This window comes from Acidovorax sp. 107, assembly GCF_003058055.1.
Classification (GTDB): domain Bacteria; phylum Pseudomonadota; class Gammaproteobacteria; order Burkholderiales; family Burkholderiaceae_C; genus Acidovorax.
This window is the reverse complement of sequence record NZ_QBTZ01000001.1, coordinates 225,641-247,313: the sequence shown is the minus strand read 5'-3', so window position 1 is coordinate 247,313 and position 21,673 is coordinate 225,641. Positions and strand designations below refer to the sequence as shown.

At 61.5% G+C, this 21,673-nt stretch carries 23 protein-coding genes; 5 read left to right on the top strand and 18 right to left on the bottom strand.

Annotated features, from left to right (window positions below; translation table 11 throughout):
- Positions 1–43 precede the first annotated feature (43 nt).
- Genes C8C99_RS01115 through C8C99_RS01095 form a run of 5 tightly spaced genes read right to left on the bottom strand, consistent with a single transcriptional unit; the run spans position 44 to position 3,893 of the window.
- Entirely contained in the window at positions 44–2,332 is a 2,289-nt protein-coding gene (locus C8C99_RS01115; RefSeq protein WP_056637286.1) for a methyl-accepting chemotaxis protein, read from the bottom strand.
- A gap of 21 nt (positions 2,333–2,353) precedes the next feature.
- A complete protein-coding gene (locus C8C99_RS01110) occupies positions 2,354–2,881 on the bottom strand; it encodes a chemotaxis protein CheW (protein WP_056637289.1) in 528 nt (175 codons plus the stop codon).
- A gap of 15 nt (positions 2,882–2,896) precedes the next feature.
- Positions 2,897–3,262: a PleD family two-component system response regulator gene (locus C8C99_RS01105; RefSeq protein WP_005796104.1), complete on the bottom strand. Its 366-nt coding sequence runs from the start codon at positions 3,260–3,262 to the stop codon at positions 2,897–2,899.
- Positions 3,262–3,660: a PleD family two-component system response regulator gene (locus C8C99_RS01100; RefSeq protein WP_005796099.1), complete on the bottom strand. Its 399-nt coding sequence runs from the start codon at positions 3,658–3,660 to the stop codon at positions 3,262–3,264. Before C8C99_RS01100 ends, C8C99_RS01105 begins: the two co-directional genes overlap by 1 nt.
- 59 nt (positions 3,661–3,719) lie before the next feature.
- Entirely contained in the window at positions 3,720–3,893 is a 174-nt protein-coding gene (locus C8C99_RS01095; RefSeq protein WP_082576697.1) for a rubredoxin, read from the bottom strand.
- Positions 3,894–3,987: 94 nt separating this feature from the next.
- Between C8C99_RS01095 and C8C99_RS01090 the strand changes: the two genes are divergently transcribed.
- Both C8C99_RS01090 and hemL read left to right on the top strand, forming a co-directional pair.
- Positions 3,988–4,944, top strand: a complete 957-nt coding sequence (locus tag C8C99_RS01090) for a bifunctional hydroxymethylpyrimidine kinase/phosphomethylpyrimidine kinase (protein WP_108624659.1) — start codon at positions 3,988–3,990, stop codon at positions 4,942–4,944.
- Positions 4,928–6,238, top strand: coding sequence for a glutamate-1-semialdehyde 2,1-aminomutase (gene hemL, locus C8C99_RS01085; RefSeq protein ID WP_108624658.1), 1,311 nt, complete (start codon positions 4,928–4,930; stop codon positions 6,236–6,238). Before C8C99_RS01090 ends, hemL begins: the two co-directional genes overlap by 17 nt.
- 103 nt (positions 6,239–6,341) lie before the next feature.
- On the opposite strand, the gene C8C99_RS01080 is transcribed toward hemL, so the two are convergent.
- The gene (locus tag C8C99_RS01080; RefSeq protein ID WP_108624657.1) at positions 6,342–7,121 is read right to left on the bottom strand and encodes an IclR family transcriptional regulator C-terminal domain-containing protein; all 780 of its coding nucleotides are present in this window, start codon (positions 7,119–7,121) and stop codon (positions 6,342–6,344) included.
- A gap of 260 nt (positions 7,122–7,381) precedes the next feature.
- On the opposite strand from C8C99_RS01080, the gene pobA reads away from it, so the two are divergent.
- Positions 7,382–8,566 (top strand): 4-hydroxybenzoate 3-monooxygenase, encoded by a 1,185-nt coding sequence (pobA, locus tag C8C99_RS01075; RefSeq protein ID WP_056637299.1) that lies wholly within the window; start codon positions 7,382–7,384, stop codon positions 8,564–8,566.
- A 52-nt stretch (positions 8,567–8,618) separates the two neighbouring features.
- Here the strand turns inward: pobA and C8C99_RS01070 are convergent, their stop codons facing one another.
- The 5 genes from C8C99_RS01070 to C8C99_RS01050 form a co-directional block, all read right to left on the bottom strand.
- On the bottom strand, positions 8,619–9,095 hold the full coding sequence (locus C8C99_RS01070) for a c-type cytochrome (protein ID WP_108624656.1): 477 nt from the start codon (positions 9,093–9,095) through the stop codon (positions 8,619–8,621).
- A 41-nt stretch (positions 9,096–9,136) separates the two neighbouring features.
- Positions 9,137–10,738, bottom strand: coding sequence for a bifunctional phosphoribosylaminoimidazolecarboxamide formyltransferase/IMP cyclohydrolase (purH, locus tag C8C99_RS01065; RefSeq protein ID WP_108624655.1), 1,602 nt, complete (start codon positions 10,736–10,738; stop codon positions 9,137–9,139).
- Between the two features lie 95 nt (positions 10,739–10,833).
- A complete protein-coding gene (locus tag C8C99_RS01060; protein ID WP_015015597.1) occupies positions 10,834–11,067 on the bottom strand; it encodes a Fis family transcriptional regulator in 234 nt (77 codons plus the stop codon).
- Positions 11,064–12,110 (bottom strand): tRNA dihydrouridine synthase DusB, encoded by a 1,047-nt coding sequence (dusB, locus tag C8C99_RS01055; RefSeq protein WP_108624654.1) that lies wholly within the window; start codon positions 12,108–12,110, stop codon positions 11,064–11,066. The genes C8C99_RS01060 and dusB overlap by 4 nt, the downstream gene beginning before the upstream one ends.
- Positions 12,111–12,307: 197 nt before the next feature.
- Positions 12,308–12,886: a M15 family metallopeptidase gene (locus C8C99_RS01050; protein WP_108624653.1), complete on the bottom strand. Its 579-nt coding sequence runs from the start codon at positions 12,884–12,886 to the stop codon at positions 12,308–12,310.
- 163 nt (positions 12,887–13,049) lie between these two features.
- On the opposite strand from C8C99_RS01050, the gene C8C99_RS01045 reads away from it, so the two are divergent.
- Entirely contained in the window at positions 13,050–13,520 is a 471-nt protein-coding gene (locus C8C99_RS01045) for a YqaA family protein (RefSeq protein ID WP_199226269.1), read from the top strand.
- 21 nt (positions 13,521–13,541) lie between these two features.
- Here C8C99_RS01045 and C8C99_RS01040 read toward each other — a convergent pair whose 3' ends face one another.
- The 4 genes from C8C99_RS01040 to C8C99_RS01025 form a co-directional block, all read right to left on the bottom strand.
- Positions 13,542–15,179 (bottom strand): bifunctional aminoglycoside phosphotransferase/ATP-binding protein, encoded by a 1,638-nt coding sequence (locus C8C99_RS01040; protein ID WP_108624651.1) that lies wholly within the window; start codon positions 15,177–15,179, stop codon positions 13,542–13,544.
- A gap of 261 nt (positions 15,180–15,440) precedes the next feature.
- Complete coding sequence (gene rarD / locus C8C99_RS01035) at positions 15,441–16,319, bottom strand: EamA family transporter RarD (RefSeq protein WP_108624650.1); 879 nt, start codon at positions 16,317–16,319, stop codon at positions 15,441–15,443.
- A gap of 339 nt (positions 16,320–16,658) precedes the next feature.
- Positions 16,659–17,654: a hypothetical protein gene (locus C8C99_RS01030; protein ID WP_108624649.1), complete on the bottom strand. Its 996-nt coding sequence runs from the start codon at positions 17,652–17,654 to the stop codon at positions 16,659–16,661.
- A gap of 132 nt (positions 17,655–17,786) precedes the next feature.
- The gene (locus C8C99_RS01025) at positions 17,787–18,698 is read right to left on the bottom strand and encodes a hypothetical protein (protein ID WP_369867742.1); all 912 of its coding nucleotides are present in this window, start codon (positions 18,696–18,698) and stop codon (positions 17,787–17,789) included.
- A gap of 222 nt (positions 18,699–18,920) precedes the next feature.
- Here C8C99_RS01025 and C8C99_RS23785 point away from each other — a divergent pair, with 222 nt between their 5' ends.
- A complete protein-coding gene (locus C8C99_RS23785) occupies positions 18,921–20,093 on the top strand; it encodes a hypothetical protein (RefSeq protein WP_146185998.1) in 1,173 nt (390 codons plus the stop codon).
- Positions 20,094–20,600: 507 nt separating this feature from the next.
- On the opposite strand, the gene C8C99_RS01020 is transcribed toward C8C99_RS23785, so the two are convergent.
- The 3 genes from C8C99_RS01020 to C8C99_RS01010 form a co-directional block, all read right to left on the bottom strand.
- Entirely contained in the window at positions 20,601–20,801 is a 201-nt protein-coding gene (locus C8C99_RS01020) for a helix-turn-helix domain-containing protein (protein ID WP_108626995.1), read from the bottom strand.
- 70 nt (positions 20,802–20,871) lie between these two features.
- Positions 20,872–21,390, bottom strand: coding sequence for a hypothetical protein (locus C8C99_RS23780; protein ID WP_146185997.1), 519 nt, complete (start codon positions 21,388–21,390; stop codon positions 20,872–20,874).
- Positions 21,387–21,659, bottom strand: a complete 273-nt coding sequence (locus tag C8C99_RS01010) for a helix-turn-helix domain-containing protein (RefSeq protein ID WP_108624647.1) — start codon at positions 21,657–21,659, stop codon at positions 21,387–21,389. Before C8C99_RS01010 ends, C8C99_RS23780 begins: the two co-directional genes overlap by 4 nt.
- Positions 21,660–21,673: the final 14 nt, after the last annotated feature.

The window sequence follows — 21,673 nt, the reverse complement described above, 5'->3', positions numbered from 1 at the left end:
CCCCGGCTGCAATGAGCCAGCTGGTTGATGACTAACTGCTGCGTCAGGCGATCTTGAAACGTGCCACCGATTGGCGCAGTTCCTCGGCCATGTGCGAAAGCTCGCGCACCTGCTGCGCCGTGGTGCGGGTACCTTCACCCGTCTGTTCGGTCACCGCAAAAATGTGCTGGATGTTGTCGGCCACTTCGTTGGCCAGAACAGCTTCCCGGGAAGTCGAAGACGAAATCTGCTCAATCAGTTCAGCCAGACGGCGCGACACGCGGTCAATCTCGGTCAGTGCGGTACCGGCGCTGTCAGACAGACGAGCCCCTTCCACCACACCCTGCGTGGAGCGCTCCATAGCGGCCACGGCATCCTGGGTGTCGGTCTGAATGGCTTTCACCAGGGCAGAAATCTGGCGCGTAGCGTCTGCGGAACGCTCAGCCAGACGCTGCACTTCTTCCGCCACCACCGAGAAGCCGCGACCAGCTTCACCAGCGGACGCTGCCTGAATGGCAGCGTTCAAGGCCAGCACGTTCGTCTGCTCGGTAATGTCGGAAATCAGCTCGGTGATTTCACCGATCTCCTGCGAGGATTCGCCCAGGCGCTTGATGCGCTTGGAGGTGTCCTGGATCTGGTCGCGGATGGAGTTCATACCGCCGATGGCGTTTTGCACGGCCTGCAGACCGGAGTCAGCCGCTTGCAGCGATTGGCGGGCCACCGTGGCGGACTCTTGCGCCTGTGTGGACACCTCGTTAATGCGGGTCGCCATGTCCAGAACGGAGCGGCCGGTTTCACGAATTTCGCGCAGCTGCTCGGTCGATGCGGCCAGCAGTTCGGTCGAGGTGTTATCCACCTGCGCGGTCGTCTGTGCCACGCGGGTCGCCGTGTTCTGCACGCTGCCCACCAGCTGGCGCAGTTCTTCCACCGTGTAGTTCACGGAGTCGGCAATGGCGCCCGTGATGTCTTCGGTCACGGTGGCTTCTTGCGTCAGGTCACCTTCAGCGACCGACTGCAGTTCGTTCATCAAACGCAAAATGGCGGCCTGGTTGGCGTCGTTGACGCGCTTGGCCTCCTGTTCCTGGCGCTTGGCGTCGCGTTGCTGATTTTCAGCCGCTGCTTGGCGACCACGGCTGTCCAGCAGCTGGACGCGCGAAATGCCGATACCGCACAGCAGCACGAACAAGCCCGCCAAGGCCAGAGCGGCGAACTGGCCCGCACCCAGACCGGTCTGCGCAGACAGCTTGGTTTGCAGCCCTTCCAGCTGGCGACGCAGTGGTTCGCTGTCGGCAATAATGGCGGACTGCGCTTCGCGGGCAGACACCAGACCTTGCAGGTTGCCCAGAATGGCACTGGCCTGGGTGCGGGTCTGTTCGTACAGCTTGATCAGGGCATCCAGTTGCTCGCGGGTCTGCGCGTCCTTGGTGGCGGACAGGCGCAGCTCGGGGCTGCCTTCGAGCAGGCCCTGTGCAATTTCCTTGAAGGAATTCAAGTCCTTGCCCAGCAGGAACACCGCCTCGGGGCTCACACCTTCCATGGTCTGAAATTCGTTGGCGGACTTGCCGATACGTTGCGTCAACATCACTAACTGGCCTGCCGCAGAGATTTCGGCCGCAGGGGCGTTCTGTTGCAGCTTGAGCGAGGAGACCGTTTCGGCGATTTCCAGCAGGTCGGACGACTGGCGGTTGATGGTGCGCAGAGCGTCACCCACCTGTGTCAGGATCTTTTGCTGCCCCATCACCACGCTGGCATTGCGCTCGGCGCGTTCCATCAGGGGGTTGACGGCATCCAGATCGGGTTTGAAGGGCTCTCCCAGCGACTGAACACCCAGTTCGTTGTCACCCGCATTGAGGGCGCGCACGTTGCGGGCCAACACGCCAGAGCTTTCGACCACGTCGGGGAAGGCCTGTGGACTACCCACCAGCGCCTGCGACACCGACTTGGCCAGACGTTGCGACTGCATCAGAGACTGGCCGGTGGCAGCGAGCTGCTGCGCAGACCGGTCCGCTTGCTGCAGCACCCAGCCGGCGATCAAGGCCAGCACCACCACACCCACGGCCAGCAGGGCCAGCAGACGGCGTTGGTGGCCCGCGGCGGTCGAGCGTCCCAGAAGCGGCAGGCTGATGAGATCCTCGTCAGCCTCGGGCGCGGTCAGTTCGGGGGTGTAGCCATCGGGATCGCCCTGGACACTGTTCATGCCTTCGGCCTGATAGGAGTCACGCAGTTGCGAACCGTCGAGCGCTCCCGTGGCCAGGACGTCCTGCCCATCGTCGGTCGTGCCGGTGGCTGCGCCAGCATCAGGCGTGGCGGGTTTCCGGTTGAACAGTTTTCCAAATTGATTGACGACGGACATGGTGCAGCCTTACAGAAAAACTCAAGCACTGATGCTCAGGAAAGCGGGATGTTGGGACAGGATCTGCAAGTTCAGCTCCTGCCAGCGTGTGCCACTGGAATCGAGATAGGTGGTACCGAAGAAACTGGGCGAATCCTCGGCGGGCGGCTCGGACGACACGAACGCATCCGTGCCACGCAGACCGGCAAGGCGGTCCACCAGCAACGCAGCGTTGACTTCGAGCGCGGCATTGAACGCCAGCAGACTGGCTTCGGACAAGGCCTGCTCGGTGCGTGGGGCAGCAGAGCCCAGCAAACCGGCCAGATCGACCACGCCCACAAGGCCGCCACGCAGGTTGGCCACACCCAGAAACCAGCTCTGGGTGTAAGGCACGGCCTGCACCGACACCCAGGGGAAGATCTCCCCGGACTGCCCCAAGGGCAGCAGATAGAAACTCCCGGCGGACTCTACAGCCAGCCAGGAGGACACGGACGTACCTTCGGACCTTGCCGCCTGCAAACGGCTGGCAAGTCGGGTCTGGAGCTCCCGTAGGGCTTCGCGGTTTGCCATGAGCGCGCCGCAGCCTCAGTTCAGAGCGTCGATTTTTGCCTGCAGCTCGGCGGGATCCACCGGCTTGGTGATGTAGCCGCGCGCACCTTGGCGCATGCCCCAGACACGGTCGGTTTCCTGGTTCTTGCTGGTGCACATGATGATGGGCACGTCGGCATAAAGGGGGTCGCGGGTAATGGCACGCGTGAGCTGAAAACCGTTTTGGCCAGGCATCACCACATCCATGAGGATGAGGTCAGGCTTTTCTTCGGCCAGGCGACGGAATGCCTCTTCGGCATTTTCTGCCGTACGGACTTGCATGCCTTTTTTCTGAAGCAGGTCCGTCAAAAACATCAACTCGGTCTTCGAGTCGTCGACGACCAATACTTTCTGAATGGGCATTACATGGCTCCTTGTTGGGAATTGCCAAACTGCTGCACGGCCTGCAACAGCTGGTCTTTGGTAAACGGCTTGGTGAGATATTCCTGGCAGCCGACCATGCGCCCACGCGCTTTGTCGAACACGCCGTCCTTGGAGGACAGCATCACTACCGGAGTATCTGCAAAACGGGCATTGCGCTTGATGATGGCGCAGGTCTGGTACCCGTCGAGCTTGGGCATGAGGATGTCGCAAAAAATCAGCTGAGGCTGGTAATCATTGACTTTGGCCAAAGCATCAAAGCCGTCGTCGGCCAACAAGACTTCGTGCCCCCCCTGCTTGAGAAAAATCTCGGCGCTTCGACGGATGGTGTTGCTGTCATCCACCACGAGCACTTTGAAAGATGCGCCTGTTGTAGTCAATTGTCACTGCTCCCGATGGAGAAAATAAACAACGCAGCAGCAAATGGTGCTGAAGCGCCTCAGATCTGGACCATCTCGAAATCTTCCTTGCGGGCGCCACATTCTGGGCAGGTCCAATTCATTGGAACCTGATCCCATGGCGTGCCAGGTGCAATGCCGTGCTCGGGAGAACCCTCTGCTTCGTCATAAATCCAGCCGCAAATCAAACACATCCAAGTTTTAAAGTCGGTCACAGCTTAAAGGGCCTTCACATAGAATGCAACGATTGTATCTAGCGATTTCCGCGGCCTGCAGCTTCCGTGCCACCCCTCCAGCAGGATCTGGTCCATGACCATCAAAGCCCCCCTTCCCCCCTCCGAAATTCCCGATATTGACGACGATGACGCGGAGGAAGCGAGCCCGGCTTGTGTGCTGGTATTCAACGCCAGCGACCCCAGCGGAGCCGGCGGACTGACCGCCGACATCACGACCATTGCATCGGTGGGCGGACACCCGATCGCCGTGGTCACCGGAGCCTATGCCCGCGACACCGCTCAGATTTTCGACCACTTCTGCTTCGACGACGAGGCTGTGTCCGAGCAGGCGCGCGCCGTGCTGGAAGACCTGCCCGTGCAGGCGATCAAGGTCGGCTTTGTCGGCAGCCCCGAGAACATCAGCACCATTGCCGAGATCACGACCGACTACGACGAAGTCCCCGTGATCGCCTACATGCCCAACCTGTCCTGGTGGCGGGAAGAGCTGATTGACGAGTACCTCGACGCCTTCCGCGAGCTGCTGCTGCCCCAGACCTCGGTGTTGGTTGGAAACCACAGCACGCTGTGGCGCTGGCTGCTGCCGGACTGGACGGGCGAGCGCAGCCCCACCGCGCGCGACATTGCCCGCGCAGCCTCCGAGATGGGCGTGCCTTACACATTAGTCACTGGCATCCCCTTGCCCGAGCAATTTGTGGAGAACGTGCTGGCCTCACCCCAGACCGTGCTGGGCAGTGGCAAGTTCGAGCTGTTCGACGCCACCTTCTCCGGAGCGGGAGACACCCTGTCGGCCGCCCTCACCGCCCTGGTGGCCAGCGGCAACGATCTGGGCGAAGCCACCAGCGAAGCGCTGGGCTACCTCGACCGCTGCCTGGACGCGGGCTTTCGCCCCGGCATGGGGCACATCGTGCCCGACCGCATGTTCTGGGCGCAGCCGGAAGACGACGAGAACGACAGCGAAGAAGAACCCACGATTGATGAAGCACAAGCCCTTGAGGGCTTTGTGATGCCCCCCCATGACACCAAACACTGATCTCAATATTGCCCTGTTCGAACGCGCCAAGGCGCTGATTCCCGGCGGCGTGAATTCGCCCGTGCGGGCCTTCAAGGCCGTGGGCGGAACACCCCGGTTTGTGAAACGCGCACAAGGCGCCTACTTCTGGGACGCCAACGACCAGCGCTTCATCGACTACATCGGCTCCTGGGGCCCCATGATCCTGGGCCACGGCCACCCGGCGGTGCTGGAAGCCGTGCAGAAGGCCGCACTCGAAGGCTTCAGCTTTGGCGCACCCACCGAGCGTGAAGTGGAACTGGCCGAAGAGATTCTGAGCCTGGTGCCCTCGATGGAGATGATCCGCCTTGTGAGCTCGGGCACCGAAGCGGGCATGAGCGCGATCCGCCTGGCCCGCGGCGCCACCGGCCGCAGCAAGTTCATCAAGTTCGAAGGCTGCTACCACGGCCATGCCGACTCGCTGCTGGTCAAGGCCGGCTCGGGCCTGGCCACGTTTGGCAATGCCACCAGCGCCGGTGTGCCGCCTGAAGTGGTGCAGCACACCCTGGTGCTCGAATACAACAATGTCGCCCAGCTCGAAGAAGCCTTTGCCCTGCACGGCAAGGAACTGGCCTGCGTGATGATCGAACCCATCGCGGGCAACATGAACCTGGTGCGCGCGAGCGTGCCGTTCATGAAGCGCTGCCGCGAGCTGTGCACCGAGTACGGCGCGCTGCTGGTACTGGATGAAGTGATGACGGGTTTCCGCGTGGCCCTGGGCAGCGCGCAAAGCGTGTACGCCAAGAGCATCCCTGGCTTCCAACCCGACCTCACCGTGCTCGGCAAGGTGATTGGCGGCGGCATGCCGCTGGCGGCGTTTGGCGGCCCGCGCGCCATCATGGAACACCTCGCGCCGCTGGGCGGCGTGTACCAGGCAGGCACGTTGTCGGGCAATCCGGTAGCCACGGCCTGCGGGCTGGCCACGCTGCGCGAAATCAAGAAGCCCGGCTTCTTCGATGCGCTGTCGGCCCGCACCCGCTCGCTGGTCGATGGACTGCAAGCGGCCGCCCATGCTGAAGGCGTGCCGTTCTGCGGCGACTGCGAGGGCGGCATGTTCGGCTTCTTCCTGCTGCCCGAGCTGCCGCAGAACTACGCCCAGGTGCTCAAGACCGATAGCGCGCGCTTCAACCAACTGTTCCACGGTCTGCTGGACCGGGGCATCTACATCGCACCGGCCCTGTACGAAGCCGGTTTTGTGAGCGCTGCCCACACCGCCGACGATGTGGCAGCCACCGTGGCTGCTGCGCGCGAAGTGTTCAAGACGCTCTCAAAATAATAGCTGGTAGCGCATACTGCACTAGCACTTGATGCCAATTTGACACTAAATGGCCCTCACGAGGGCCATTTTTCATGGCGTCGAGGCTTGCAACGGAGGAGACTCACAGCAGTCCGCGCAACTCCCGAGCGGCATCTTGCAGCAACGGCAGCATGTCGCGCTGCAGGCTGCCCTCGTCCATCTGCTTGGGCGATGCCACCACGTTGAGCGCCGCCACTGTGTGGCCCTGCAGGTTGCGCAGCGGCACGGCCAGCGCATGCACGCCCAGCTCGTGCTCCTCCACCGCCAAGCAATAGTCGTCGCGCCGCGCCTTGGTGATCACCTGCCGCAGCGGGCCCACCTGCGTGATCGTCTGCGGCGTGAGGCGGTGCAGGGGCCGGTTCTTGAGCCAGGCCGTCAGCTCCGCCGGGGGCAGCGCCGCCAGCAACACCCGCCCGGTGGACGTAGGGTGGGCCGGCAGCCGCGCGCCCAGGTGCAGGCCATAGGCCAGCACCCGCGCAGGCGCGCCATACACGCCGCTGCGCGCCACGATCACCACCTCATCCCCATCCAGCACCACCGCCGAGAACGACTGCTGGGTCTGCGCGGCCAGCCGGTTCAGCGTGGGCTGCAGCACGCGCGGCAACCGTGCAGACGCAAGATAGCTGCCCGAAAACCGCAGCACCTTGGGCGCCAGCCAGAAGTAGCTGCCATCCGTCTCCAGATACCCCAGGTGCGCCAGCGTCAGCAGGTGCCGCCGCGCCGCCGCGCGCGTGAGGCCCGTGCGTTGCGCCGCCAGGGTGGCGTTCAGGCGCTGGCGCTCGGTGTCAAAACTTTCCAGCACGGCCATGCCCTTGGCCATGCCTTCAATGAAGTCTGCCTTGGCGATGGGGGTGGAGGCCATGAGAGGTGATGAGTGAATTGCAGGTGGATGGACTCGGGGGGACACAAGCGCTGGCGGAGGCCCTGCAGCGACTCAGAGCCATGGCGGCCCAGGTTGCAGACGCGGCCACCCTTGAGACTGCGCGATCATCGCACAAAGCATCGACTGATCGCACGCAATCGGCGTTGTCGGATATCGCTTTGATCTGGATCAACCTACGCTCAAGGCCATTGGTTTTCGGTATCTCCCCAGCTTCCACATCCCTTTCCCAGAGGTTTCCCATGCGCACCCAGGTTGCCATCATTGGTGCCGGCCCCGCCGGCCTGCTGCTCGGTCAGTTGCTCCACAAGTCTGGCGTTGACGCCGTCATCATCGAGCAGCGCAGCCCCGACTACGTGCTCGGCCGCATCCGCGCCGGGGTGTTGGAGAAGGTCTGCATGGACCTGCTGGACCAGGCAGGCGTGAGCGCCCGCGCCCATGCCGAGGGCCTGCCGCACGACGGCATCGAGCTGCTGTTCAAGGGCCGGCGCCACCGCATCGACCTGCACGAACTGACCGGCGGCAGCCGCGTGACGGTGTACGGCCAGACCGAAGTGACGCGCGACCTGATGGATGCGCGTGCAGCAGCAGGCCTGACCACCGTGTACGACGCGCAGAACGTGCAAGTGCACGACTTTGACGGCCAACACCCGCGCGTGACGTACGAGAAGGACGGCCAGACCCACGAACTGGCCTGTGACTTCATCGCGGGCTGCGACGGCTACCACGGCGTGTGCCGCGCCAGCGCCCCGGCCGACCTGCTCAAAACCTACGAGCGCGTGTACCCCTTTGGCTGGCTGGGCGTGCTGGCCGATGTGCCTCCGGTGTCGCACGAACTCATCTACGCCAACACCGAGCGCGGGTTTGCGCTGTGCAGCATGCGCAGCGCCACGCGCAGTCGCTACTACGTGCAGGTGCCTACCACCGACAAGGTCGAGAACTGGACCATCGACCAGTTCTGGACCGAGCTGGGCAACCGCCTGGACCCCGAGGCCCGCGCCAACCTGGTGACCGGACCGGCGCTGGAGATGAGCATCGCCCCGCTACGCAGCTTTGTGGCCGAGCCCATGCGCTTTGGCCGCATGTTCCTGGCGGGTGATGCCGCCCACATCGTGCCCCCCACCGGCGCCAAGGGCCTGAACCTGGCCGCCAGCGACGTGGGGTATCTGTGGACCGCCCTGTCCGAGTTCTACAACGAGAAATCCTCCGTGGGCATAGACACCTACTCCGACCGCTGCCTGCGCCGCGTGTGGCGTGCCGAGCGCTTCTCGTGGTGGTTCACCTCGCTGATGCACCGCTTTCCAGAAACCGGCGAGTTTGGCCAGAAGATCCAGGAGGCTGAGCTGGACTACCTGGTGCACTCCCGTGCGGCCTCGGTGTCGCTGGCGGAAAACTATGTGGGCCTGCCAATGAACTTTGGGGCCTGAGCCCCAGCGGGCATCTCGCCCCTCACCCCTGTAGCCCCGGTCGCCATCGCCGTCAGCGTGGCGCCGATGCGGCCTCTGAGACAGGCGCCCCGGGTGCCGCAGCAGACGGCAGCGGCAGCGACACCAGCCACTGCGCCATCTCACGCGCCTGGCTTTCCGTGACTTGCGGGTGGCGGGGCATGACGGTGCGGCCCCACTCGCCCACACTGCCGCTGCGGATCTTGCCGGCCAGGTAATCGACCGCGTCGGCGCGGTCACGGTACCGCGCTGCAATCTGCTGGAACGAGGGGCCGACGTAGTGGCGCTCCATGCCATGGCAGCGCAGGCAATCGGATGCTTCCACCAGGCGAAGTCCGGCCGATGCGGAGGGCGGTGAGGCAGCGCTGCCTTGCCCGCCAGCACCTGGCCCCGGCTGCAGCATGCGCCAGCCCAGGTTGAGCATGCCCAGCACCACCAGTGCCATGAACACCGCCAGGGCCCACCCCAGCCAGCGAGGCCGGGGTGGCGGGGTCTCATCGTCGCGGTGCATGCACGCGCACCGCTGCAAGACCCGTTGCGATCACCGTCATCTCAATGGCGGAAGTGGCGCACGCCGCTGAAGACCATGGCCACGCCGCGCTCGTTGGCAGCGTCGATCACTTCGTTGTCGCGCATCGAGCCACCGGGCTGGATCACGCAGGTCGCACCCGCATCCACCACCACGTCCAGGCCGTCGCGGAAGGGGAAGAACGCATCGCTCGCCACGACCGTGCCTTGCAAGGTCAGGCCTGCGTGGCCCGCCTTGATGCTGGCGATGCGGGCGGAGTCCAGGCGGCTCATCTGGCCGGCGCCCACGCCCATGGTCATGCCGCCCTTGCAGAAGACGATGGCATTGCTCTTGACGTACTTGGCGACCTTCCAGGCGAACAGCAGGTCTTCCATCTCTTCGAGCGTAGGCTGTTTCTTGGTCACGACCTTGAGGTCGATGAGCGACAGCTCGTGGTTGTCAGCGGTCTGCAGCAGCAGGCCCGAGCCAATGCGCTTGGCATCCATGGCGTTGCGGCCACGCTCCCAGTCGTTGCTGCCACCGTGGGCGGGCAGCGCGATCTTGAGCAGGCGCACGTTGGCCTTGGCCTTGAAGATTTCCAGCGCCTCGGCGGTGAAGTCGGGGGCCATCAGCACTTCGACAAACTGCTTGCTGACCTGGACTGCAGCCGGGCCGTCCACCACGCGGTTGAAGGCGATGATGCCGCCAAAGGCGCTGGTGGGGTCGGTCTGGAAGGCCTTGCTGTAGGCGCTCAGTGCGTCCAGGCCTACGGCCACGCCGCAGGGGTTGGCGTGCTTGACGATCACGCAAGCGGCGGCTTCAAAGCTCTTCACGCATTCCCACGCGGCATCGGCGTCGGCGATGTTGTTGTAGCTCAGCTCCTTGCCCTGCAGCTGCACGCCGGTGACCAGCGAGCCGGGTGCGGGGTACAGGTCGCGGTACAGCGCGGCCTGCTGGTGGCTGTTTTCGCCGTAGCGCAGGTCCTGCACCTTGGTGAAGATGCCGTTGCTCTGGCCGGGGAACTGGGTGCGCGTGGGCACGTAGGTTTCCGACAGTTTTTCTTCTTCGAACGTGACGGACGAGAGGTAGTCGCTGATCGCACCGTCGTACTGGGCAATGCGGTTGAACGCGGCCACCGACAGCGCGAAGCGCAGCTTGTCGCTCAACTTGCCGCCGGCCTTCAGTTCGGCCAGCACGGCGTCGTACTGGTCGGCCGACGTGATCACGCCCACGTCCTTCCAGTTCTTGGCAGCGCTGCGCACCATGGCGGGGCCACCGATGTCGATGTTCTCGATGGCGTCGGCCAGCGTGCAGCCAGCCTTGGCCACGGTGGCTTCAAACGGATAGAGGTTGACCACCAACAAGTCGATGGTGTCGATGCCGTGCTCCTTCAGCGCGGCCATGTGTTCGGGCAGCTCGCGGCGGGCCAACAGGCCGCCGTGCACCTTGGGGTGCAGCGTCTTCACGCGGCCGTCGAGCATTTCGGGGAATTGCGTGACCTCGGCCACTTCAGTCACAGGCAGGCCCTTGTCGGCCAGCAGCTTGGCGGTACCGCCGGTGGACAGCAGCTTGATGCCCAGCGCATGCAGCGCTTGCGCGAATTCGACGATGCCGGTCTTGTCTGAGACGGAGAGAAGTGCGTTCATGGTGGTGGTGCGGAGGTTTTGAATAAAAACGGGCTGTAGTGCTAGTGCATCATGCGCAAACAGCTACAAAATAAATAGCAATCAGACATCCTCTGTCAGAGCAGCTTGTGCTCGACCAGCTTCTTGCGCAGGGTGTTGCGGTTCAGGCCCAGCCATTCGGCTGCGCGCGACTGGTTGTTGTCGGCCTGCTGCATCACGACTTCCAGCAGCGGCCTCTCGACCACACGCACCAGCATGTCGTACATGCCATCGGGCGTCTCGCCGCCCAGGTCGCGAAAGTAGCCCTGCAGGCTCTCGCGCACGCATTCTTCTATGTGTTTCTTGCTCATGCAGCCAATCCCTCTTGTTCTTCTGTGTCGGCATCCACGTCGGTGGCAGCAGGCAGTCGGTCCATCTGCTGGCCCAGGGCGTCCAGGTAGTCGGCCACGGCCTGCCACTGCGTGGTGCAGTCTTCGATCGTATTGATGTGTGCCCGCAGGGCCTCGCCGCCCGGCAGCGTGCGCAGGTACCAGGCAATGTGCTTGCGCGCACTGCGTACGCCGGTCAGCTCGCCGTACAGGCTGTAGTGGTCGTGCAGGTGGTCCAGCAGCAAGCGGCGCACCTCGGCCACCAGCGGTGGCGCCAGGTGTTCGCCCGTGGCCAGAAAGTGGCCGATCTCGCGGAAGATCCACGGGCGGCCCTGGGCAGCGCGCCCGATCATGATCGCGTCGGCACCGGTGGCGGCCAGCACGTCGCGCGCCTTCTCGGGCGAAGTGATGTCGCCGTTGGCCACCACGGGCACTTTCACGGCCGCCTTGACGGCGGCAATGGTGTCGTACTCGGCTTGACCTTTGTAGCCCTGCTCGCGCGTGCGGCCGTGCACGGTGAGCATCTGGATGCCCACGGCCTCGAACTGCCGCGCGAGCTGCACAGCGTTCTTGTGCTCCTGGCACCAGCCGGTGCGCATCTTCAGCGTGACGGGCACGTTGAAAGGCGCGCAGGCCTCGACCACCGCAGCGGCAATCTCCACCGCCAGGGTTTCGTTCTGCATCAACGCAGAGCCCGCCCATTTGTTGCAGACCTTCTTGGCCGGACAGCCCATGTTGATGTCGATGATCTGCGCGCCGCGTTCCACGTTGTAGACCGCCGCCTCGGCCATCATCGGCGCATCAGTGCCGGCAATCTGCACGGCAATGGGCCCCGGCTCCCCTTCATGGTTCGCCCGGCGCGAGGTCTTGAGGCTGTTCCACAAGTCCTTGCGCGAGGTCACCATCTCGCTCACCGCGTAACCCGCGCCCAGCGCCTTGCACAGCTGGCGGAACGGCCGGTCGGTGACGCCCGCCATCGGGGCGACGAACAACCGGTTCGCCAGTGGAATGTGGCCAATTTGCATGAGCGGGGAGGGGCAGCGAGAGGCAGCAAAAGATGCTGAAAAAGGAGGCGGGATTGTACCTGCTCAAAATTTCAGCAACTGAAATGGGGCGCACACAGTTTCTATCTGCGGTCCGGGCTCCATTGACTCAGCCCCATGGACACGCACCCTCGCCTCTCTCACCCTGTAGCCGCTCGACCCCAGGGCAGGGTCTCACCTCACCGCGCGGCCAGATCGGTGTCTGCAGGCTGTGCCGGCGGCACGCCCCGCTGCGCGAAATGCCACCAAGCATCTGGCAGATTGTCGAACTGGTGGCGCGCCATGAGCGTGCGCAGCCACTGGCGGTTGTGCAACACATCGGGCGAGAAGCCGCTGGCCCCGGCTGCCGCGCCTGACAGCACCGCGCCCGACGGTGTCCCCATGTCCACCGCCTGCCCGTCGGCCAGCGGCCCGCGCACCACCGTGTGCGCCTTGGTGCCATCCAGCACCTGCACCTGCACCACCCAGCCACCGCCGGCAGTGCAGGTAGCCTGCAACGCCATGCCTTGGGGCTGCAACTCGCGGCCAATGCGTTCCAGCGCTGGCCGCGCGGTGGGGTCTTTATCGCAAGACGCCATGGCGGGCTCCCACAGGGCTGGCCCCCCTTGGAGCCCCGGCGCAGGCACGGCGGCCTGGGGGCTGTGCGCACAGGCCGCCAGCAACAGCGCCACAGCCACCGACGACCACCGGGTCGCGGGGAGGCAGGGAGCAGCGGGGCGGGAGTGGTGGGGCGTGGGTGCGGCGGGCAGGACCAGCATGGGCGACCTCCTGGGGTTGTCATTCAGGGCCAATGTGCATTCACAATACAAAAGCCCCCGGCGCCCGACCATGCGCCAATGACGCGCGCCGTTGTAGGACAGAGCCCCCAGGGGCAAAAGAGGCCCACACCGCCCTCTACACTCGACGGCTATGGAAATCTGGATGCACCAGTTGCTCGAATGGCTGGCATTGCCGCAGTTCGGCCTGAGTACGGTCTTCGTGGTGTCGTTCGTCTCGGCCACGCTGCTGCCGCTGGGGTCAGAGCCCGCAGTCTTTGGCCTTATCAAGCTCAACCCCGACCTGTTCTGGCCCGCCATTCTGGTGGCCACTGTGGGCAACACCCTGGGCGGCGGCGTGAGCTGGTGGATGGGCTTGGGGGCGCACAAGGCGGTGGACAAGGCACGGGGCAATACCACGGAAGTGCGGGCACTGAACTGGCTCAAGCGCTTTGGCGCGCGTGCCTGCCTGCTGAGCTGGCTGCCCGTGGTGGGTGACCCGCTGTGCGCGGTGGCCGGCTGGCTCAAGCTGCCATTCTGGCCATGTATGGCCTATATGGCCATGGGCAAGTTCCTGCGCTATTTGGCAATGACCAGCGTGCTGCTGTACTTCATGCCGGGGCACCTGTCGGTATAGCAGTCCGCCGGTCGCCGGGGGTCAGGGCGGCAACAGCAGGTCCCAGTCCACGGGCGCCGTGGTGTCCACGTGCAGGGTGATGGCCTCTTCGCGGGGCAGCAGCGGGTGGGCGCGGGCCCATTGGGCGTCGAGCACCGAAACATCCGCTTCTGACGCGCCGCCTTCGGCCAACGCACGCAGGCGCACACGCTCGCGCAGCACCGGCAAAGGGGCCTCGAACGACAGGATGTGACACGGCACCTGCACAGACTCGGCCAGGGCCAGGAACAGCGCGCGGGCATCGCGGTCCAGGAACGTGGCATCCACGATCACCGAGTAGCCTGCCGCCAGCACCTCGCGCGCCACCTGCGCCAGTCGCTCGTGCGTGTGCTGCGTGGCCTCGGCGGTGTAGATGCCACCCGGTATGCCATCGCTGGCAGCCTCTGGCGCCAGTCCAAACAGGCGCTTGCGCTCCACATCGGCCCGCACGCGCACCATCCCGCGCTGGCACGCCAGGGTCAACGCATGGGTACTTTTGCCTGCACCGGAAAAGCCATGGGCCAGCCACAACGCGGCAGGACGTGCTACCGGCCAGCGCGCAACCGGTTGCCCCGTCCACCCCGCCGCCAGTTCCAGATACCTCTCCACGGCTGGCACAGCCTGCGCGCCGCTGGCACCCCCCGGTGGATCGCGCCTCAAGGCGGCAACCCGCGCCCGCACCAGGGCACGGTAGCAACCGTAGTAACGCAACACCAAGAGGCCTGAATAGTCGCCCGTGTGCTCCAGCCACCGGTTCACAAAGCGCCAGGCGAGATCCGTCCGGCCATGGGCCGCGAGATCCATCACCACAAAGGCAATGTCAGCCACGCAGTCGATCCAGCGCAAGGCAGCGTTGAACTCGAGGGCGTCGAACAGCTGCGCCTGGCCGTCGATGAGCGCAATGTTGGCCAGATGCAAATCGCCATGGCATTCGCGCACCCGGCCGCCCGCCCGCCGTACCTCGAACACGGGGGCCAGCGCCTGCGCTTGCTGCTGGCACCAGTCAGCCACCTGCTCCAGCAACGGGCCCAGACCGGGCAGTGTGGCTGCCACCGGGGCGCGCAGGGCGGCCAGGCAGTCGTCCACCGGCGCACGCGCAGCCGCCGCCGAGCCCCAAACCTCAGCGCCTGTAGCGACCGCAGCAGCGGCATGGAACTGCGCCACATGACGTGCCAGCTGATCGATCTGCGCGGGCGCCACGCGATGCTCGTCCACAGCGGTAGCAAGCAGTGCATCCTGGGAAAACCGCCGCATCCACACAGCGGGTTCGGCGCCAGGCGGAGCGTCTTGCCAGGGCACCAGCCGGAGCGTGGCGGGCGCGTACTCTGCCGCAACGACGACCAAGCCCACCAGGCCCAGGTACAGGCCTGGTGCCGTGCGGCGGTTGATGCGCAGTTCTTCCTCGCAGGCCGCGTACCGCAGCGCCTGGGTGCTGAAGTCCAGAAAATCCAGCTGCAATGGCTTCTTGAACTTGTAGGCAAAGTCGCCAGCCAACAGCACCCAGGAGATATGGGTCTCTATGCACTCCACCGGTCCCTGCGAATCAGCCGGAGGGGGAAAAGCCTGTGGCTGGTGCTGCAATAGGTGTACGTGCCACCGGGCAGTAGCGAATGCAGCCGTCAGGTCGGTGGATGAGGGCATGGGCTGGACATCGTGGCACCAGCAACAACACGCAACCGCGAGGAAGGCGCCAAGCACCCGGTGCAAAGGGATGGGAAATGGAACCAGGCACCCAGTGTGGGCATTGCAGTCCGCATGTCAACCCGGCGCGTACAAACAAGGTATCCGACGGCGGCAACAGGCTTTTTTCAAACAGTTCGCGGACTGTGGCGTGCGGTGGCAAAGAACGAACAGCGCGTTTCCCCCGCATCCCAGCGGCAGCAGCGATCCGTCTCTGCCGGATCAGGCAACCGCCACGCGCTGACGCGTCCACCAGCCCTCCACGCTGTACACCACCAGCGCGGCCCAGATCAACACGAAACCGACCAGACGCGCGGGCTGAAAGGTCTCGTGGTACACCCACACCCCCAGCCCGAACTGCAGGCTGGGAGAGATGTACTGCAGGATGCCGAGTGTGGACATGGGGATGCGTCGCGCGCCAGCGGCAAACAGCAGCAAGGGGATGGCGGTCATGGGCCCGGCCAACAGCAGCCACCCCACGGTGGACAGGTCCCCGTGCACCAGCGCGCCCTGCCCTTGCCAGCTCCACCACGCCAGCACCACAGCAGCCACCGGCGCCAGCATCAGAGTCTCCAGAGTGAGCCCCTCCAGCGCGCCCAGCACTGCCACCTTGCGCAGCAGGCCATAAAAGCCAAAGGTCAGCGCCAGCACCAGCGCGATCCAGGGCAGGCGCCCTGCCTGCACTGCCAGCCACAGCACACCGGCCGCAGCCACCGCCACGGCGAGCCACTGCCCCGGCCGGGGGCGCTCGCGCAAAAACACGAAGCCCAGCGCCACATTCACCAGCGGCAAGATGAAATACCCCAGGCTGGCATCGACCACGTGGTGGTTCTGCACCGCCCACACGTAGGTCAGCCAGTTGCCCGACAACAGCACCGCCGACAGCGCAAAGGCGCCCAGCACCCTGGGCTGGCGTAGCACAGACGCCAGCCACGCCCATTGCCTGCGGACGGCCAGCAACCCCAGCACCACCACCAGCGACCACAGCGTGCGGTGCATCACCACCTCCAGCGATGGCACATCGGCCACCTGCTTGAAGTACAGGGGGAACAAGCCCCATGCGACATAGGCGAGGGCGGCGTAGAGGATTCCGGTATTCATGCGCAAAAAACCCACAACGGGTGAATGGGTGGACGGCCGCGGGATCGAACGGCGGCATCGCCAGAAAAAATCCCTGCCAGCCCAAGGGCAGACAGGGACGGCGGGGAGCAGCGCGCACGCAGACCCGCACGGGTCTGCGGGGGGGTCACACGTTGAACAGGAATTGACGCTGTAAGGGCATGATTTGATTGATAAACGTCTCTGCTCTACTCGCTTGGTGCCCCCTGCCATGCCCCCAAATCCATCGGATACGGATGAACAGTGGCGAACACGGGGGCTCCCTGCTTCAGTTCAGTCTAGCTGAAATTGACCTCCTTGATCTCTATTCGATCTTGGCGGTCAGTTGTTTAGCAGGGCCACATTCCACTTGGATCGGAACTGGTCTACCGCTACCGTTGCAGCACCTTCCAGCCAGAAGACCTGTACAGCGCCCTCGGGGCTACGGATATAGCAAGCAGGCATCGTCTTGAGTTGGCGAACGTTGCCCTTGTCCATCGCAAAGACCTCCGATTCTGCGTACTTCGCAGCTCCGAAATCAATGCCATGCTTACGACCAAGTTCAACAGCCAATTGGCGGTTTTGGCTGGTGCAAGCAACATCAGGAGCCACTGTCAACAGAGTCCAAATCCTCTTGCCGTCTTCAGTGCGAAGCTGCGCGGTTTGATCTTTGTTAGTGACGGGCTCCAGGCTGTGGCCCTTCTCCTTGAAGGGGTCGATCTGACTTCCGGAGTAGGCAATTTGGGGCGTGTGAACTTTGCCGTCTTCAGGCGGCTTGAACATGTTGAGCACCTTCTGGCGATTGGCCTCCCCAACGGATACTTGCTCAGCAGGCGCACCCTTCGGCTCCTTCTCAAGGATGCTTCGCTCCAGCCTGTCCGCAATGCTGATTCTGGTGAAGTAGGAGAGGTCTAGGCGGGTTCGCTGCGCATTGTCCCCTTCGATGGTGAACACCACTTCTTCAGATGAGGTCAAGATGGCATAGCAGCCTGAGTGCGTCTTCCCTGCATCGTCTTTGAAAGCCAATGCCTTGATGATGTCCGGATTGAGTGCCGACTCGTCTGCGATGTCTTTCTTAATCGCGGCACGTTCGCAAGGCCCATCCAGCAGGGTCATGACGTTGCCTGCATCCGCATACTGATAAAGGGCCTTCGGCCCTTGCGGGCTGGCCGTGGTCTGAACGGGAACCGCTTGTATTTCAGCCTTGGGGGGTTCTGGCGCGTCTGTCAGCTTGTGATAAACGAGCACGCCCACGTTGGAGATGATGAAACCCGCCAGGAAGATTCCAGCGATCCAGTTTCCTATTTTCTTGACTTTGGCTTTTTCTTCAGGGGTCATGCTGAGGTTCTACAAATGTTGGTGTGAGACGTGCGCCAGAAATGACGCATGCTGGGTGTTGAAACCGTGTCCATTCTGTAACCCGATTCGGGTTATCCCAAATCAGGCTTGGCAGCGTCAGCGGCAACTCTACTATCCGAAAATGACTGCTTCGATCTTGCTGAAATCAAGGTATCGTTCATGCAGGGCTTGGGCTGCCTCTTCATCTCCGATGGCCTTGAATGCGGCCAGACAAGCCTCCAAGGTCACCGCCTGGAAACCTGATGCAGCAGGGTCAGGACTGATGCACTCTCGTTGATAGAGCTTGGCGGCACTATCGCAGTGGTGGTTCTGCTTGGGGTAGAGCAAGACGAATCGGCCCGACTCATAAAGCCCGTTGCCAACCATTGCACGGCTGAGCATGTGCTCCCGCCATAGCTGCTGAAGCGGATTCCCCCTGAGTGACTGGGACTCAGGCTCACGGTAAATGCCTAAGGCTCGGGACAGTTCGTCATACCTTGGGCGCAGTGTTGCCAAGGGCTCGGCCATGGCTTCGGAATACTTCACTTCGATAGCGACAAAGCCTTGTTTGCCCTCGGGGGTACGGCAGGTCACGAACACGTCGAAGGCCGTGTTGTCCGCAGTGAAGGAGGCATCCCCACGCCCTGGTGAATGCTCGAAGTAGATGCCTTCCACCTCTGCAACGTATTCGGGGAAAAGCCGCTGAAAGAACTTGTTGCCCTTGTCAGGATTGAGCTTCAGGTCACCGAACAAGTTGAAGCAGAGGGGCTGGCTGGACAGCATGTTGGTCCATAGGCGCTCCTGCTCGATGACTGCGCCAATCTCCCGATAAACGGACTCGCGGAAAGCCAGCTTGGCAATGGCAGGAGAGAGGAAGTTGGCACCCTGCTTGGCGTAACTGGCTTCAATGCGGCTACCCAGCTTGCGGGGTTCTCCATTGGCTGGGGCGTGGGTGCCCATGGGGATGTCTCGCTCTGCTCGCCATAAGGCCTGCAACAGCCTCGCTGCTGCTTTGAAGCGGGTGTCTCCAGGCTCATGCACCATGTGTGCCTGGAGGATGTCTGGGGGAACTAGCGGAAGTCGGTCTTGATACATGAAATGCCCTTGGAATGAGGAGCGCTTGGTTCCTCAGATTCCAAGGAGGATCGACTTTGTTTAGCTGACATCACCCATAAGGCGAGGCCACCTAAGCACATTTAGACATAACGTGTACTTTTCAAGTTCTAAAAGCCATATTGGGCTCTACTAACTTTTGAAGGAACACGCATGCGCAAGCACCATGACAATGAGACATTCCGAGCCAGAAGCCTTCTGGAAAGAGGCGATGGCGGATACAGACCAGGAGACCGGTACCCTACTCTATCCAAGGGGTCATTCTACGATGAAGTCTTTGCCGCAGCATTTGGGAGGACCGAGAAGGAGCACGATGAAGCCATCGAGTATCAAGCGCGAAAATTCGCCAGGGACTCAAGAAAATACTCTCTAACGTCAAAGAAGCTGAGGGGCGATAAAGTGCAAGCCCACAAAGAAGATGTAAGGCGCCTCTCAGGAGAACTGGCGTTCTCCATGGACAATAAATTCATACTACCCAGAGAGATCAGCGTAGAAGAGTTCATAGATGCTTACAGTGCCGTCGCCTTTATAAACGCAAAAGGGATCGCATTAAACACCCATATCACAATAAGCAGCGAGTTACTTGGAATAACCCCAAAGAATTCAAAAAAAGGGCTCTCACATCTTCACGACCAAATTCTCCACCATCTTAGGAATTGGTACAAACAAAGAGGAGTGAAATTCTTTTGGTTCTACGTCAATGAATATTCTGCAAAATCTGGATTTCACACCCATTTACTTACCCACATTCCGCCAGAACATTCAGAAGAGCTCGCAACATATCTTCTCAAAAGAGCAAAAAAGATTAATTCCCTGCCCCAGTTCAATGAGCGTTCTGTTCAAGTAGACATAGATGATGGCATGGACCTATTCAAGCAATGGTCATTGTTTCAGTACATCTACAAAGGAATAAACAGAAATCATTGGATAAAGAGCGCACATACCGGCGAGAGAGTCTATTTAGAAGAACTGATCTGGGCTCACTATGAAAATCCGGGAAACTTCCATCACATAAAAAAGATGGCGTATTCTCAGAACGTCAACAAAGCAGCTCGGCAGCAGTCCAACTTCACATCGCTCTTGGAGCAAGGCATCACTGACAAGAACTGGCTCTACTCTGAGGGCAAGCCCACGCGAAGCTTGGCACTAGAGCAGAACGCAAGTTATGAATCTCATAATGTGAAAAGTCCTCCTCTTGGCCCTAGCATCTTTGACTCAATTTTCGACACCCAGCCCCGAAAAACCGAAGATTTCAAACCAGACTGGAAAATAAATCCATTTGAAATCAACAGCTTAAAGAAGACCCCGCCGAAAAAATCACCCTAGGAGAGCGCTGCCGTAGCGTCCCTATGCAGAACGCCTGACAGGGTAACGGCCTTGGAGCTCTAGCAAGACAAGTTCCAAGCCTTGCAGACCCAGATAGGGGCGCTTGCCGGTTTCGTTGTCTACGGTGATGCTGCCAGTAGAAGGCCAGTAGTTGATGGGGCCGATCTTCAGTTGTGAAGGTGGAAGGTGTCTGTAGTGAACACCTCTGGCGTCCAGCCACTCTGTTGCCTGGATCATTGATTCACGGGCCATCTCGGCTCTATTCAGAGCTAGCTTCATAGACATAGAAATTTCCTTTACATCACCATTGCCATCACTCACTCTCTCAAAGAGCATCCAATCCAACACCAAAGACAGATAGATAGAGGGAGAGGAATGCAGAGGGGAAAGCGGGGGGGGGCGTTTTATGTAGCGTTTGACAAGGAAAACTTCTATCTTTTTGTGAAAATTTTTCTAAAAAATAAAAAAGCCGATCAAATGATCGGCTTTTTTATTGGAGTGCTGGCTTCAATGCTTCGTAGGTAGCTGCTCCATCCATTTTTGCGCTTCAGCTCTTGGGATCAAGGTTCGGCTACCAATCTTCTTTGCCATGAGTCTTCCGGCATTCATCTCGGCATAAAGCTTGGTGCGACCAATACTGGCCCACTTACAAAACTCGTTGACAGTAAACAAGCCCCCAACATCGGCAACTGACTCAATAACTCTCATCATGCGACCTCACAGTGGTTTCAATACTGTATATAGGTTCACAATCTGAGGCCGTCTATCTGCAGACAGTCTACCTACCGACTATCCAGCCCTTCTCTGTTTTGACTAGGTGAAAGACCACTTGGACGTCGAATCCATCTCCTGATTTAACATCTTTTCCATAGACCGTCTTGAATTGAGGGAGTGTTGAAAATTGCCAGAAATTCCTAAAAGCAGGCTCTGGGCAATTCATCTCCCAGAACTGCTCTTTTCGTTTGTTCGCTTTATATTGCGGCTCCATCGCCGCAAAGTACTCTTTCGTAGAAGGGAAGTCGCGAGGAATAAGCTCGGGAAATTCTTGCCCCCATATGTCTTCCTTAGCTACATCTTTAACGAATTCCAGGCGGTATTCAACCTCCATTTGATAGAAGTCTCCACGATCTATCCCGTTTGTCTTTTTTATTCCAACCGGACGCAGCATTTTGCAAGGAGCCCAACCTTCCCGGAGTCCATCGGCCACATCTTTGGCTTCAGGTAAAGACGGCCCCAAACAACCGGACAACAAGGCCACAGCGGACAACACCAATCCGCCCAATACGGAATACTTCACTCACAACCTCCCGGATGAAAAATCTTGTCAAAGTTCTCGAATAAAGGCTCACAGGCCAGCTCAGAACACAACTGCGCAGGATCAACGCCCAGGGTCTTCGCCACCGCAATCAGTTCCACGATGTCTAAGCGTCGCTCACCACGCTCGTACTTCGAGACGTAGCTTTGCGGCTTGCCCAACTGTAGGGCAATATCCGTCTGGGTCAGGCCTTTGGCTTCTCGTAATTCAACTAAGCGGGCTCGCAAGATGCCATAGCGAGACGCATGCATGGGATTCGACATTC

What these genes read in the sequence shown, in the direction of transcription:
- C8C99_RS01115 (WP_056637286.1), bottom strand. Translation starts at nt 2,332, where the DNA reads ATGTCCGTCGTCAATCAATTTGGAAAACTGTTCAACCGGAAACCCGCC.
- C8C99_RS01110 (WP_056637289.1), bottom strand. Translation starts at nt 2,881, where the DNA reads ATGGCAAACCGCGAAGCCCTACGGGAGCTCCAGACCCGACTTGCCAGC.
- C8C99_RS01105 (WP_005796104.1), bottom strand. Translation starts at nt 3,262, where the DNA reads ATGCCCATTCAGAAAGTATTGGTCGTCGACGACTCGAAGACCGAGTTG.
- C8C99_RS01090 (WP_108624659.1), top strand. Translation starts at nt 3,988, where the DNA reads ATGACCATCAAAGCCCCCCTTCCCCCCTCCGAAATTCCCGATATTGAC.
- hemL (WP_108624658.1), top strand. Translation starts at nt 4,928, where the DNA reads ATGACACCAAACACTGATCTCAATATTGCCCTGTTCGAACGCGCCAAG.
- C8C99_RS01080 (WP_108624657.1), bottom strand. Translation starts at nt 7,121, where the DNA reads ATGGCCTCCACCCCCATCGCCAAGGCAGACTTCATTGAAGGCATGGCC.
- pobA (WP_056637299.1), top strand. Translation starts at nt 7,382, where the DNA reads ATGCGCACCCAGGTTGCCATCATTGGTGCCGGCCCCGCCGGCCTGCTG.
- C8C99_RS01070 (WP_108624656.1), bottom strand. Translation starts at nt 9,095, where the DNA reads ATGCACCGCGACGATGAGACCCCGCCACCCCGGCCTCGCTGGCTGGGG.
- purH (WP_108624655.1), bottom strand. Translation starts at nt 10,738, where the DNA reads ATGAACGCACTTCTCTCCGTCTCAGACAAGACCGGCATCGTCGAATTC.
- C8C99_RS01060 (WP_015015597.1), bottom strand. Translation starts at nt 11,067, where the DNA reads ATGAGCAAGAAACACATAGAAGAATGCGTGCGCGAGAGCCTGCAGGGC.
- dusB (WP_108624654.1), bottom strand. Translation starts at nt 12,110, where the DNA reads ATGCAAATTGGCCACATTCCACTGGCGAACCGGTTGTTCGTCGCCCCG.
- C8C99_RS01050 (WP_108624653.1), bottom strand. Translation starts at nt 12,886, where the DNA reads ATGCTGGTCCTGCCCGCCGCACCCACGCCCCACCACTCCCGCCCCGCT.
- C8C99_RS01045 (WP_199226269.1), top strand. Translation starts at nt 13,050, where the DNA reads ATGCACCAGTTGCTCGAATGGCTGGCATTGCCGCAGTTCGGCCTGAGT.
- C8C99_RS01040 (WP_108624651.1), bottom strand. Translation starts at nt 15,179, where the DNA reads ATGCCCTCATCCACCGACCTGACGGCTGCATTCGCTACTGCCCGGTGG.
- rarD (WP_108624650.1), bottom strand. Translation starts at nt 16,319, where the DNA reads ATGAATACCGGAATCCTCTACGCCGCCCTCGCCTATGTCGCATGGGGC.
- C8C99_RS01030 (WP_108624649.1), bottom strand. Translation starts at nt 17,654, where the DNA reads ATGACCCCTGAAGAAAAAGCCAAAGTCAAGAAAATAGGAAACTGGATC.
- C8C99_RS01025 (WP_369867742.1), bottom strand. Translation starts at nt 18,698, where the DNA reads ATGGTGCATGAGCCTGGAGACACCCGCTTCAAAGCAGCAGCGAGGCTG.
- C8C99_RS23785 (WP_146185998.1), top strand. Translation starts at nt 18,921, where the DNA reads ATGCGCAAGCACCATGACAATGAGACATTCCGAGCCAGAAGCCTTCTG.
- C8C99_RS01020 (WP_108626995.1), bottom strand. Translation starts at nt 20,801, where the DNA reads ATGAGAGTTATTGAGTCAGTTGCCGATGTTGGGGGCTTGTTTACTGTC.
- C8C99_RS01010 (WP_108624647.1), bottom strand. Translation starts at nt 21,659, where the DNA reads ATGCATGCGTCTCGCTATGGCATCTTGCGAGCCCGCTTAGTTGAATTA.